This window comes from Planktothrix mougeotii LEGE 06226, assembly GCF_015207485.1.
In the GTDB taxonomy this organism is placed as follows: Bacteria; Cyanobacteriota; Cyanobacteriia; order Cyanobacteriales; family Microcoleaceae; genus Planktothrix.
Genome location: NZ_JADEWU010000010.1, coordinates 20,606 through 32,519, shown reverse-complemented (window position 1 = coordinate 32,519; position 11,914 = coordinate 20,606). Strand labels below are relative to the sequence as shown.

The following is an 11,914-nucleotide window of genomic DNA, read 5'->3' as shown; positions in this document are numbered from 1 at the left end:
TCTAAATTGTAACTAAAATCAACTCTCCATTGCGATTTTGAATAATTCCCTCCTGAATTACTGCGTCTACAAATTTACTAAATTTAGAAAAATTTTTTCCATCAGGCTTGCGTATCAATGAGCCTTTTTGATAGTGGCTAAAATGGGGATTATTCTGCATTAAGTTACTAACACGAGATAAAATAGCACGTTTTCCCTTAACTTGAGCCATTTTGATCGCTGCAATTAAACAGTGTTTTGCTTCTTCATAGGAAATTATTTCTGAGGAAGAATTCGTTTGATTAGGCAGAAGATTAAGTTTTTCTATTTTGAATAAATCGTCAATATTATAAAATTGATCAGCCTGATTTTTTAAGGTGATTTGAACATTATGATGTGCTAAAATGATTACTATCTTTCCCTGAGATTTTAAATTTTTTATCAACCCTAAATAATCTTTATCTCCTGTCATTAAAATTATAATTTCAATCCCCGGATTATTTAAAGTTTCTAGCTGGCAATCTTGGATTATTTTTTTATCTACAGCATTTTTTCTCCCAGAAGGAATGTTAATTGGTTCAAACCCTGAACGATAAATTAATTTTTCTAATTTTTCATTTTCTTTTCTCCAGTAAGCATAAGCTTTCTTTAACACGATTTGACCTTTTTGATTTAACCATTGATTCAAAAGTTTGATTTTTTCAGGAGAAATCCGAACATTTTGAACATCCCAATAAATTGCCAAGCGAGGTTTCATACTACCTTCTTAATATTTTAATAAATGGATGCCTAGCATTCATAAAGTTTGTAATTCTAACCCTTCAGACCCTTGGTGTAAATTAAAGTATATTATTTCCAAGTCCAAAATAGAACTCGAAAACTGATCCTGTCAGCACCAGAGCTAATGTATTGAATTAAAACCCTAAGTTGAGAGTGGTTTTGGCTTAAATCTCAAGTATCGGAATCAAAGATATCAACACAAATCACTAATATCTTAGCTGTGTTGGTATCTCGTTTGTATACCTCTTGATTCCGAGACATGAGGCAGAAGTCAATTTCCGGCTCAATGCCAGGTGATTCTACTATAATCAAGCCCTCTAAGAATGTCAAGTCTTTTATTGCCAAAGCTTAAACTCCAACAGAGTCACGACTTCTCCGTTGGAGTCTAAAAACTTGTTACACAGGTAGAGTGGGCAAAAACTAGGCTTAATCTTAAGAAAAACCCAGTTTTTGATCACTATTTCAAACAGAAGCTTTTTTTAAACACCCAAGTTTGATCTCAATTGAGATTAAACTTTATGGAACCAGATTATGAGTTTTCTTCATTATCTTGATTATTTTGTTCATTATCATTATCTTTTTTATGGCTATTTTTACCTCCTTTACGACCAATAGCAGCCATGTGTTCGCGATCTTGGCTGACTGCTTTACCACCTTTGCGACCCGCTTCTCTGGCCTCTTCAGGAGTAAATTCATGAGCGCGGCCTGACTCATGGGCTGCTTTACCGCCTTTGCTGGCTATCTCCCGTTGTTTTTCTTCATCCATGGAAGCAAATCCACGTTTTTCTGTCGCCATGATTTTCTCCTTATCTTTTCTTGATTGGCTAAACACTACTGTATCTCTCTGATTAAGGTTTACCTTCTACCAGAAGACAGAGTTAACTTCTTCCACTAATAAACTGAAAGATAGAATAATTTAACCGTCAACTTATTCCTTAGTCAACGTCCAATAATCCCTAGAAATTGGCTCTGATCACAAAATTTATCAAATTTGTGATAAATCCTCCATTTCCCTCACTAAAACAGCCAATTCTTACACTCCGTCAAGGTTAGCCCAAAATACTGATAAAAGGATTGAGATTAATCCGAGAGTTTCTACTATTAATTATAGCATTACTCAATTAATTTGTGTATAAGGTTGCCCCGATTGAATCACTAGGCAATTGATCCCAGACTTTATCGCTGTGAAACCTCCTTAACAATATCACTCTTTTATCTAGGGTATTTTTATATTTTAAAGTATATCAATAAATCGAGATTTTAAGTTAAATATTGCCGAAACTCAGTCGGAAATTAATAAATAATTGTATAAAATAAATCTTTCATTTTTTCCTTTCCGACTTGAGCAAATAATTCATCAATAGAACTGGCATCTGCAATTAAATTCCCTTTTTCTAACGCCACCCATCTCCCCCGATAATGTTGGCGATGTTGAATCACCCAATTAAGATTTAAGGGTGTATCTGGATTGGGAGCAAGTTGATGAAAGGGCAAATTTCGAGAAGCTAAAATTCGAGCATAGCGTTGAATTTTTTCATGATTAGGATAATCTTGACTCGCTTGGGCACAGAGGGTTTTTGCTTGATTAAAATTCCCTTGACTTAATGCCCAATCAATAGCTCGAATGACTTCTTCGGGTGTATCAGAATTCATACTGTTGACTGTTGATTGTTGACGGTTGACCCTTGGTTGTTGACCGACAACCAAAATCCTCTTTATCCCCTTGTCCCCTCATCCTCAATCTTGCTTTCTGACCCCTGTATCCAATCTTGCCACAAATCAGGACGACGCTCACGGGTGCGCTGAAGTTGCTGTTGTTTTCGCCATTGCTCAATTTTCTGATGATTTCCTGATAATAAAACATCAGGAACTCGCATTCCTCGAAACTCCGCAGGTCGAGTATAGTGAGGGTAATCCAGTAACCCATCTTCAAAGCTTTCTGCTTTGAGAGACTCCTGTTTGCCAACCGTTCCCGGTAATAATCGCACAACTCCATTAATCAGTGCCATTGCTGGAATTTCGCCTCCAGTCAGGACAAAATCCCCTAAAGAAACTTCACGGGTGACTAAGGACAAAATGCGTTCATCGATACCTTCATAATGCCCACAAATTAAAACAATCTGATCAAAATTTAAAGCTAAATTGCGGAATAACCCTTGGTGCATTTTTTCCCCTTGGGGCGTTAAAAAAATCACTTCTCGACGAGGAAGTTGGGGTAAGGATTCAACGGCTGCATAAATCGGTTCAGGTTTCAAGACCATCCCCACACCACCGCCATAGGACTCATCATCCACCCGGCGATGCTTATCCGATGCAAAATCACGGGGATTCACTAAATGGACATCAGCAATTTGCTTTGCTAAAGCTTTACCCAAAAGACCTGAATTCAGGGGAGAGGCAAAAAAGTCGGGAAATAGAGTAATAATGTCAAAACGCACAGTATTTAAGATTGACGAGTGGATCACCTGACCCAAAAAAAAGTTTAAGCAAAAACTTGCACAGAAGATGTCATGCTATATGATAGTCCATAAACTTAAATATTTCTTAATTCGTATCAAAATATACTAAAATGGATTAGCTTTTTTTGATTGGGCAAAGCTACCTGAATCAGGTTTCTCGAAATTTCCCGATCCAATTAGGGGGAGTTTAGGTCGCTTACCCAAGTTACAGATTCATTCAAAAAGATCTGTACTCATTGTAGCCAAATCGAACAACTGTTGGTAACAAGCCGTAGGTGGTGACAAACGCCCCTAATCTTGAACTTATTCTCATGACTAGGAGATACACTATGCAGCAGTTGACATCTCAAGCCCTTGAACACATGATTCCCCAACAAACTAAAACCTCTATTCTCATTATTGGTGGAGCAGAAGACAAAGTTCATGGACGTGAGATTCTGCAAACTTTTTTTCATCGGGCTGGTGCTTCCAATGCCAACCTAGCCATCATTCCTTCTGCCTCCCGCGAACCTGCCATTCAAGGAGAAAGATATCAAAAAATCTTTGAGGAAATGGGGGCCAAATCCATTGAAATTTTTGATATTCGGGAACGTCATCATTGTGAAGAGCCCAAATGGCACGCCTACTTAGAAGGCTGTACCGGGGTATTCATGACAGGGGGTGATCAACTCCGGCTGTATAGTTTATTAGCCGATACCCTGCTGATGGAAAAAATTCGCATTGCCGCCCGACAAGGCCGGATGGCTTTAGCCGGAACCAGTGCGGGGGCTGCCGTTATGGGTCATCACATGATTGCTGGGGGAGGAAGTGGCGAATCTCCTAACCGTTCTCTGGTGGACATGGCAACGGGCTTAGATATTCTACCGGAATTGCTAGTTGATCAACACTTCCACAACCGCAATCGCATGGCACGACTGATCAGTGCGATCGCAGCCCATCCCGATAAAATAGGCATTGGCATTGATGAAGATACCTGTGCCTTATTTGAAGCGGAAGGCTTATTGCGGGTGGTGGGGAAAGGAACGGTTACGATTGTGGATACCCACGAAATGTCCTACACCAATCTGGTGAATGCGGGAGCGACTGATCCCCTGAGTGTATTCAATCTCCGGGTACATATTTTGTCCTATGGCGATCAGTATAACTTCCATTCCCGGCGTCCGAGTTCTGCCCCTAGTGTGTAAACCGTGGACACCGAATCTGGCCGTGGGAGGTTGCCCAGGTTTTTCCCGGTGATTACGATCAGGGAATCCTAACTGAAGCCATTGAGGATTGAAGGTGAGGGAATAGCCTAGGGGAAGTCAGGACAGAAAATTTCCGCCCTTGAACAATTCCTAGGAGCCGGGTTGAAGGTGTTGCTAAACCCTTTAATTAGGGCATCTCTACGGCTCATCAGGCTCCCTGCTTTATTTGATTTTGAGGGTTCAGCTTTGAAAAATTGTAAATCCCCACTGGCCAAACCTCCTAGAATTCAATAGTTTTGAAAAAACTGTTCACTGCAAACAGTTTACAAATCACCTTAGCTTGAAATTGAATAAAGCGGACTATTTCCCTGGAACATTCCTGCATCACGGACTCACACGGATGTCAGCACCCCGCACTCTTTGTGATGGGGCTTGATACCTCTAACTTGAGTTAGTTGACCAGCTATAGTCTTAACTGACTCCGTTATCGGTAAGTGTTAAAGTTCTGTACAGACGCGCCATGGCGCGTCTCTACGATGCGTAGCTAGTCCCAAGCTCTAAAACTCGGCCATTTAAACAGTTTTACGAGGGGTAAGACAGTGATGATCGAGATAGTTACCGACCGATAACATGGGCATTCGCGTAGCGTGTGCGAAGCACTCAGCTAACTTTACCCTAGAAATAGGAGTGGTAGAAATACCAAAAAAACTGGGAATCGGTAAATACAATAATTTTTGTCGATTCCCAATCTAATATTCAAGGGAGAATAAATTCTCCTGAGCGATCACTGAGCGTTCGACTGATCTCACGCGGAAGTCTTGCCGAAGTGTCGTTTTTCCTCCGGGCTCTGAAGAGATGCAGTTTCCAAACTCCCCATTTTTTTATTATGAAAATTCTTAAAATACAAACCTTAAGAGGCCCTAACTACTGGAGCATCCGACGTCATCAACTGATTGTCATGCGCCTAGATTTAGAAGATTTAACTGAACGCTATAGCTGCGATATTCCAGGCTTCTATGAAGGCTTAACGTCTGTTCTCCCTAGTTTGATTGAGCATCACTGTTCACCGGGAGTCCGAGGGGGGTTTCTCAGTCGCGTAGAACGAGGGACGTTAATGGGGCATATTATTGAACACGTTGCCCTGGAACTCCAACAGTTAGCGGGCATGACTGCCGGATTTGGTCGCACCCGTGAAACCTCAAGTCCAGGGATTTTTCAAGTCGCCTTTGAGTATGATAACGAACACGCCGGACGTTATGCAGGAAGAGCCGCTGTCCGCCTATGCCAAAGTATTGTGGATACGGGAACCTATCCAGCCGAAGAACTCACCCAGGATATTGAAGATCTCAAGGAATTAAAAGCCCAAGCCTCCCTCGGCCCTAGCACAGAAGCTATTGTTAAAGAAGCAGAAGCCCGTGATATTCCCTGGCAACAACTGAATGCTCGATTTATGATTCAGTTTGGTTATGGCTGTTATCAAAAACGAATTCAAGCCACACTGAGTAATCAAACCGGAGTATTAGCGGTGGAGTTGGCCTGTGATAAAGAAGGCACGAAACAAATTCTACGGGATGCGGGGGTTCCGGTTCCTAGGGGAACAGTCATTCGCTATTTTGATGAACTGCAAGATGCCATTGATGAAGTTGGGGGTTATCCCATTGCCATTAAACCCCTGGATGGCAACCATGGCCGAGGCATTACCCTGGATATTACCAAATGGGAAACGGCTGCTGCTGCTTACGATGAAGCCAGTAACGCTTCTAAAACCCATAGTGTGATTTTGGAACGCTTCTATACGGGTCGAGATCATCGCGTGTTAGTCGTGAATGGCAAAATGGTGGCTGTAGCAGAACGAGTTCCGGCCCATGTTGTGGGGGATGGCCAATTAACCATTGAACAGTTAATCGAAAAAACCAACCGAGATCCCCGTCGCGGCGATGGCCATGATAACGTCCTCACCCGGATTGTTGTGGATAAAACCGTGCTGTCTATGGTGGCGGAAAAAGGCTATACCCTAGAGAGTGTATTACCGGCTGGGGAAATTTGTTTTCTACGAGCTACCGCTAACTTGAGTACGGGGGGGAGTGCCATTGACCGTACCGATGAAGTGCACCCGGAAAATGCTTGGTTATTTGCTCGCATTGCTAAAATTATCGGTCTGGATATTGCCGGAATTGATGTGGTGACACCGGATATTTCCCAACCTCTGCGGGAAGTGGACGGGGTGATTGTGGAAGTCAACGCCGCACCGGGATTTCGGATGCACGTTGCCCCCAGTGAGGGTTTACCTCGGAATGTGGCGGGGGCAGTGATGGATATGTTATTCCCCCCCGGTCAACCCAGCCGTGTCCCGATTTTAGCGGTGACGGGAACCAATGGAAAAACCACTACCACCCGTTTACTCGCCCATATCATTAAACAAACGGGTTTAGCCGTTGGTTATACCACCACTGATGGTATTTATATTGGCGATCATTTAGCCGAACCCGGAGACAATACTGGCCCCCAAAGCGCCCAATTGATTCTGCGTGATCCAACGGTAGAAGTGGCTGTGCTCGAATGTGCACGGGGGGGAATTCTGCGGGCGGGTTTAGGATTTGATACCTGCGATGTTGGAGTGGTGTTGAATGTGTCGGCGGATCATTTGGGATTGGGGGATATTGATACCATTGAACAAATGGCAAAGGTGAAAAGCGTGGTGGCTGAGGTGGTCATGCCGAAAGGTTATGCGGTGCTGAACGCGGATGATCCCTTAGTGGTACAAATGGCTGAACGGGTTAAAGCCCAAGTTGCTTATTTCACGATGAATCCTGAGAATGAAATTGTCCTCAGACACACGGAATCCGGGGGATTGGCTGCGGTTTATGAAAATGGCTATTTGTCGATTTTAAAAGGGGATTGGACACTCAGAATTGAGCAGGCGGTGAATGTTCCGATCACAATGAAGGGTCGGGCTCCGTTTATGATTGCCAATGCTTTAGCCGCTTGTTTAGCTGCTTTTGCTCAAGGGGTAAAAATTGAGCATATTCGGGCGGGTTTGTCAACCTTTGTGGCTTCCACATCCCAAACCCCAGGACGGATGAATTTATTTAATATGGGTAGCTATCACGCCTTGATTGATTATGCCCATAATGCTGCCAGTTATGCCGCATTAGGGGCTTTTGTGAAAAATTGGCCGGGGCCTCGGATTGGGGTTATTGGTGGCCCTGGCGATCGCCGAGATGAAGATTTTGTGATGTTGGGTCAACTCTCGGCGGATATTTTTGATGAGATTATTGTCAAGGAGGATGATGATACTCGTGGCCGAGAACGGGGTTCGGCGGCGAAATTAATTAGTCAAGGTATTCAGCAGGTCTTAGGACGAGTTCCAGAGCCTCGGATTCGTTATGAAATGATTTTGAATGAAACCGAAGCGATTAATACTGCTTTAGACCGGGCTGGGGCGGGTTCGTTAGTGGTGATTTTACCCGAAAGTGTAAATCGCGCTATTCAATTAATTGAGTCCCGTAACCCGATTAAGGAATCAAACAACAATTCCCATTCTCCGAGTTTAAATTCCTCACCAGTCAGTTTAAAACCTTCTCAAGTTTAATTAGATTATCCCTCAAACCCCCGTAGAGACGCGCCATGGCGCGTCTCTACAGGATACGAATGGGTAGCAAACATTTAAGGATTTTATTTAATCCCAATGGGTATTAAAATTAATTTTCTTCTAATGCCTTTAACAACATTTCTCCCATTTCCTGACACCCGACTAATTTCATGCCCTCAGACATAATATCCCCGGTGCGATATCCCTGATCTAATACTTTTAAAACCGCATTTTCCAACAGATCCGCCGCAACGGGTTGATCTAAACCATAGCGTAACATCATCGCAGCACTCAGGACTTGGGCGAGGGGGTTGGCTTTATCCTGACCCGCAATATCCGGGGCTGAACCATGGACGGGTTCAAAGACGCCAGGGCCAGATTCCCCTAAACTCGCTGAGGGTAACATTCCGATACTTCCCGTTAACATCGCCGCCGCATCGGAGAGAATATCGCCAAATAAGTTCCCCGTAACAATCGTATCAAACTGTTTGGGGGCGCGAACTAACTGCATGGCTGCGTTGTCAACATATAAATGAGATAATTCGACATCGGGGTATTCTGAGGAGAGAAGGGTAATGCGATCGCGCCATAACTGAGAAACATCTAAGACATTCGCCTTATCTACAGAACAAAGTCTACCTCGACGCTTCTGGGCGGTTTCAAACCCCACACGGCCAATGCGATCAATCTCGGATTCCGTATAGGCCATTGTATTAACGCCTCGTTTCTCCCCGGTTTCCGTCTGAAAAATGCCCTTGGGTTGTCCAAAATAAATTCCCCCCGTCAGTTCGCGGACAACCATAATATCCACCCCTTCGACCACTTCTCTTTTCAAAGAAGAGGCATCAATTAAATGGGGTAAAATTGTCGCAGGACGCAAATTCGCAAATAATTTTAATCCCGCCCGTAACCCCAATAACCCGGTTTCGGGCCGTTGATGACGGGGTAAATTGTCCCACTTGTATCCGCCAATGGCTGCCAACAGTACCGCATCACTCTTGAGACACTGTTCTAAGGTTTCTGCTGGTAAGGGTTCCCCGGTAGCATCTATCGCCGCCCCCCCCATCAACGCTTGATGAAAATCGAAAGTAATGCTGAGTTGTTTTCCGACGACTTTTAACGCATCGACAGCCACCGCTATAATTTCAGGGCCGATGCCATCGCCTGGAAGAAGAGTAATGCGGTAGTTTTGACTCATATAGCTCGATAGTAACAAAAAAAGATTAATTAGACGATGTTGAGCATTGTCAGCGATCGCCCAACCTTTAAATATAGCATTCTTGGGTCAAAAAGTCTGAAATTTAGTTTAAAATCAGATTAGAGGAAATTAATCCCTTTTGGAGCAAAGAAGGGAATTCAAACAGAGAAAGGAGGGCAAGGGCATGGCATATCACAAAATTTTAGTGGCAATTGATCGCACTCCCCAAGCAGAGTTTGTCTTTGACCAAGGCTTACAACTGGCTAAACTGTATCAAAGTCAGTTAAAAGTCTTTCATTCTATTACGGTATCACCAATGATTTTAGGTTCCCCTGGAGATTTATATGGTCAACGGTTAAACCAGGTGGCACAAATTCAACATGAATTAATTGAACAGGAAATTAATGAAGTGGCAGGATGGTTATCAACCTTTGTTAATTATGCCGCACAGCAAGGAATTTCCATTGAAACCGAATATCAAATCGGAGAACCGGGCTATTGGATACGAGAAATTACGAAAAAATGGGAGGCTGATTTAATCGTCATTGGCAGACGTAACCGTTCAGAATTAGCCGAATTATTTTTAGGAAGTGTCAGTAATTATACGGTGCATCACGTTAAATGTTCTGTATTAGTTGTACAACAACCCGATGATTAGACAAACGGAGTGTGGGGTGAGTTGAAAAGTTGTTTTATTTTTGGGATAAAAATAGTTTATAAGCTGGGTTTTTATTCTCATCCCAATAGCGATAACCTAAACCGTCTAAAAAGGCTTGCCATTCTGCCATTTCTTCAGGAGGAACCTGCATTCCGACCACAATTCTACCATAATCTGCCCCATTATTGCGATAGTGAAATAAACTAATATTCCAGTTCGGACTCATGGAACAAACGAACTGCATTAACGCCCCTGGACGTTCAGGAAATTCAAACCGATACAGTAATTCATGATGGGCTAAACCCGACCGTCCTCCGACCATGTGCCGCAGGTGTAATTTCGTTAATTCATCATCGGTTAAATCTATGGTTTTAAATCCATTTTGTTCAAAATTTTTGATCATTTCTGCTGCATCAGCCCGATTTTTAATCTGCATTCCGACAAAAATATGGGCTTCTTGTTCATCAGCAATGCGATAGTTAAATTCAGTTAAATTGCGCTTTCCAATACATTCACAAAACTTGCGTAAACTTCCAGGTTCTTCGGGAATTGTCACCGCAAAAATTGCTTCTCGACGTTCTCCAAATTCGGCGCGTTCTGCTACAAATCGTAAGCGATCAAAATTCATATTCGCCCCACAAGCAACAGCAATTAAGGTTTCTCCTTGAATTTGTTCGCGTTCAACATAAGCCTTTGCTCCTGCAATTGCTAAGGCTCCCGCAGGTTCTAAAATTGAACGAGTATCCTCAAAAACATCTTTAATTGCCGCACAAGTATCATCCGTATCTACTAATATAATTTCATCCACATATTCTTGACATAACCGAAAGGTTTCTTCCCCCACTTCTCGCACGGCTACCCCATCAGCAAATAACCCGACTTGTGATAATTTAATTCGATGTCCGGCTTTAAGAGATTGTGACATAGCATCGGCATCAACGGGTTCAACTCCGATGATTTTAATTTCCGGGCGTAATCGTTTAATATAAGCCGCAATTCCTGCAATTAATCCCCCCCCACCAATGGCAACAAAAATAGCATGAATCGGTTGTTGATATTGTCTTAAAATCTCCATACCAATTGTACCTTGTCCGGCAATCACATGGGGGTCATCAAAAGGGTGAATAAAGGTTAATCCTTTTTCGGCTTCTAATTGACGGGCATAAGCACAAGCTTCATCAAAAGTATCGCCATATAAAACCACTTCACCCCCCCTTGCTTTAACGGCATTGACTTTAACTTGAGGGGTGGTTACAGGCATGACAATAATGGCTTTTGTTCCTAATTGTGACGCACCAAGAGCAACACCTTGGGCATGATTTCCGGCTGATGCGGCAATCACTCCCTGTTTTAATAAATCAGGAGGAAGACAAGCCATTTTGTTATAAGCTCCCCGCAATTTGAAGGAAAAGACAGACTGCATATCTTCTCGCTTCAAAAGTAATTTATTATTGAGACGGGCGGAGAGGTTAGGAGCGGATTCTAGGGGTGTTTCTTGGGCAACATCGTAAACACGGGCGGTGAGAATTTGTACTAAGTAGTCGCAAAGCATGGGTTCAAAAATTGGCAGAATGGATTATAATTTTAATATATTTGTGGTCTCATGAGTCAATATCAGTTCTTATTCCTGCCTATGACTGATGATTTTAAAGCTTTACTGGCTCAAATCAAACACGAACATTATACAGATCTTTATGAGCCTGAACCTAATATTAAAGTTGCAATTTCTGATGTTTTAAACCAAGTATTAGAAGGGTTTAAAGTTAGTAATTCCACAATCTGTCATCTTCGTTATCTCTGGATGACATTAATTTTAACTATGGCAGTAGAACCTACATTAGAATACTATTATCCTAATGATTCTTTAACAAAAGAAGTTATATCTTCTTTGGAGGTATGGATAATCAATTTTCACAAAAATCAAACAATTGATAAAAAATATATAAATAATTTAATTAATGATAAGGAAATCAATATTATGTTCATTATATTGGTTATGATTCCTCCTATAGTGAGTGGGTAGATTCAGATGAAATCAGTTAACCCATTTGAGGAAAGTTAAAA

10 protein-coding genes are annotated in these 11,914 nt (G+C 42.3%); 4 read left to right on the top strand and 6 right to left on the bottom strand.

Annotation, left to right across the window (positions count from 1 at the left end):
- Window position 1: 1 nt before the first annotated feature.
- From IQ236_RS06825 to trmD, 4 genes are all read right to left on the bottom strand, one after another.
- Window positions 2–736 (bottom strand): NYN domain-containing protein, encoded by a 735-nt coding sequence (locus IQ236_RS06825; RefSeq protein ID WP_193868558.1) that lies wholly within the window; start codon window positions 734–736, stop codon window positions 2–4.
- Between the two features lie 552 nt (window positions 737–1,288).
- Entirely contained in the window at window positions 1,289–1,555 is a 267-nt protein-coding gene (locus tag IQ236_RS06820; protein ID WP_072718569.1) for a KGG domain-containing protein, read from the bottom strand.
- A 497-nt stretch (window positions 1,556–2,052) separates the two neighbouring features.
- Window positions 2,053–2,412 carry a hypothetical protein gene (locus IQ236_RS06815; RefSeq protein WP_190517180.1) on the bottom strand — a complete coding sequence of 120 codons (360 nt, stop codon included), beginning with the start codon at window positions 2,410–2,412 and terminating at the stop codon, window positions 2,053–2,055.
- Window positions 2,413–2,474: 62 nt separating this feature from the next.
- Complete coding sequence (trmD, locus tag IQ236_RS06810; RefSeq protein WP_193868557.1) at window positions 2,475–3,197, bottom strand: tRNA (guanosine(37)-N1)-methyltransferase TrmD; 723 nt, start codon at window positions 3,195–3,197, stop codon at window positions 2,475–2,477.
- A 350-nt stretch (window positions 3,198–3,547) separates the two neighbouring features.
- On the opposite strand from trmD, the gene IQ236_RS06805 reads away from it, so the two are divergent.
- Both IQ236_RS06805 and cphA read left to right on the top strand, forming a co-directional pair.
- The gene (locus tag IQ236_RS06805) at window positions 3,548–4,402 is read left to right on the top strand and encodes a cyanophycinase (protein ID WP_190517177.1); all 855 of its coding nucleotides are present in this window, start codon (window positions 3,548–3,550) and stop codon (window positions 4,400–4,402) included.
- An 886-nt stretch (window positions 4,403–5,288) separates the two neighbouring features.
- A complete protein-coding gene (gene cphA / locus IQ236_RS06800) occupies window positions 5,289–7,994 on the top strand; it encodes a cyanophycin synthetase (RefSeq protein ID WP_193868556.1) in 2,706 nt (901 codons plus the stop codon).
- Between the two features lie 109 nt (window positions 7,995–8,103).
- Here the strand turns inward: cphA and leuB are convergent, their stop codons facing one another.
- Complete coding sequence (leuB, locus tag IQ236_RS06795) at window positions 8,104–9,192, bottom strand: 3-isopropylmalate dehydrogenase (protein WP_193868555.1); 1,089 nt, start codon at window positions 9,190–9,192, stop codon at window positions 8,104–8,106.
- A 184-nt stretch (window positions 9,193–9,376) separates the two neighbouring features.
- Between leuB and IQ236_RS06790 the strand changes: the two genes are divergently transcribed.
- Window positions 9,377–9,850, top strand: coding sequence for a universal stress protein (locus tag IQ236_RS06790; RefSeq protein ID WP_193868554.1), 474 nt, complete (start codon window positions 9,377–9,379; stop codon window positions 9,848–9,850).
- Window positions 9,851–9,884: 34 nt separating this feature from the next.
- Here the strand turns inward: IQ236_RS06790 and ilvA are convergent, their stop codons facing one another.
- The gene (gene ilvA / locus IQ236_RS06785; RefSeq protein WP_193868553.1) at window positions 9,885–11,402 is read right to left on the bottom strand and encodes a threonine ammonia-lyase, biosynthetic; all 1,518 of its coding nucleotides are present in this window, start codon (window positions 11,400–11,402) and stop codon (window positions 9,885–9,887) included.
- Window positions 11,403–11,839: 437 nt separating this feature from the next.
- Between ilvA and IQ236_RS28300 the strand changes: the two genes are divergently transcribed.
- On the top strand, window positions 11,840–11,893 hold the full coding sequence (locus tag IQ236_RS28300) for a hypothetical protein (protein WP_407676143.1): 54 nt from the start codon (window positions 11,840–11,842) through the stop codon (window positions 11,891–11,893).
- Window positions 11,894–11,914: the final 21 nt, after the last annotated feature.

Excerpts from the sequence above, each read along its gene's own strand:
- IQ236_RS06805 (WP_190517177.1), top strand. The coding sequence starts at position 3,548 with ATGCAGCAGTTGACATCTCAAGCCCTTGAACACATGATTCCCCAACAA.
- IQ236_RS06815 (WP_190517180.1), bottom strand. The coding sequence starts at position 2,412 with ATGAATTCTGATACACCCGAAGAAGTCATTCGAGCTATTGATTGGGCA.
- cphA (WP_193868556.1), top strand. The coding sequence starts at position 5,289 with ATGAAAATTCTTAAAATACAAACCTTAAGAGGCCCTAACTACTGGAGC.
- leuB (WP_193868555.1), bottom strand. The coding sequence starts at position 9,192 with ATGAGTCAAAACTACCGCATTACTCTTCTTCCAGGCGATGGCATCGGC.
- IQ236_RS06825 (WP_193868558.1), bottom strand. The coding sequence starts at position 736 with ATGAAACCTCGCTTGGCAATTTATTGGGATGTTCAAAATGTTCGGATT.
- ilvA (WP_193868553.1), bottom strand. The coding sequence starts at position 11,402 with ATGCTTTGCGACTACTTAGTACAAATTCTCACCGCCCGTGTTTACGAT.
- IQ236_RS06820 (WP_072718569.1), bottom strand. The coding sequence starts at position 1,555 with ATGGCGACAGAAAAACGTGGATTTGCTTCCATGGATGAAGAAAAACAA.
- IQ236_RS06790 (WP_193868554.1), top strand. The coding sequence starts at position 9,377 with ATGGCATATCACAAAATTTTAGTGGCAATTGATCGCACTCCCCAAGCA.